Below are 902 nucleotides of genomic sequence, written 5' to 3'. Positions count from 1 at the left end.
ATACAGTGTACTACACGAGGGTGGGGGAGTCCACTCCTCGACCCCGCGTAGTACGTATCAGGGGTATGGAGATTCAGGCGGCGGGAACGGTTCCCCTGTCGGGGGGTGAGGGGCGACCGGGGTGAGCCGGTCGCCCCGTGGGGCTCACTGTGCGGTGAGCTGCAACGCCTCGGCAATCGCGTGGGAGGTCTTCGCGACGTGCTCGGCGGCAGCTTCAATCGCGGCGCCGTCTGCTTCCTTCGCCCAGCCGGCAACGTACCCGGCTGAAATGGGTGCAGAGTCCAACCCCCCAAGGGCAGGCCCGTCATGCTGTCAGCAGATCTGCCAGTTGTGGGTGCTGGTGTCGTAGCAGACGCCGGTGTCGGTGTCGTCGGTGCGGTTGGTGGCCCAGCCGGTGGTGGAGTCGTCGAGGGTGATGTGGTGGAGGTCGGGTTGAGTGTTGAGCCAGTGAGTCCCCTCAGCTTGGGGTAGGCCATCGAGGATGGCTAGTAGGTGGGAGATGGTGGCTGTGCGGGTGAGCGTGAGGATGGTTTTGGATGTGTTGGCGGCTTCGATGGTGAAGCCGTAGTCGGCGAGTGCAGCGGTCACATCGGTGGGCTGGTCGGTGTAGATGCGGTTGGTGAGTACGGAGCAGTTGGGGCCTTCGCCGTAGATGCTGATCTCCACGCTGGTGCCGTGGTAGTGGGCTTCGTAGGTTTCGTCGATCATCCATGTTGTGGCCCAGTCGGCGTCGACGAGGGTGTAGGGGGTTCGGGTAGTGGGAAGTCCGATGTAGGGCTTGGTCACCATGTTGACGTGTGCGGTGTACTTCATCGTTGATTCCTTTCCCGGTCTCTCGTTCTGCTTATAAATATATAGCCCGGTAGACAGACTGTCAAGAGTACTGGATAAATAATCTAATA

1 protein-coding gene is annotated in these 902 nt (G+C 60.9%); it reads right to left on the bottom strand.

Translation table 11 applies throughout. From position 1 onward, the window contains the following. Positions 1–312 precede the first annotated feature (312 nt). Positions 313–813 carry a hypothetical protein gene (locus IEZ13_RS46125; protein ID WP_189285813.1) on the bottom strand — a complete coding sequence of 167 codons (501 nt, stop codon included), beginning with the start codon at positions 811–813 and terminating at the stop codon, positions 313–315. Positions 814–902: the final 89 nt, after the last annotated feature.

The organism is Actinoplanes campanulatus (assembly GCF_014647795.1).
In the GTDB taxonomy this organism is placed as follows: domain Bacteria; phylum Actinomycetota; class Actinomycetes; order Mycobacteriales; family Micromonosporaceae; genus Actinoplanes; species Actinoplanes campanulatus.
Note: the sequence above shows the minus strand (reverse complement) of the source record. Positions and strands in the feature narration are given on the sequence as shown.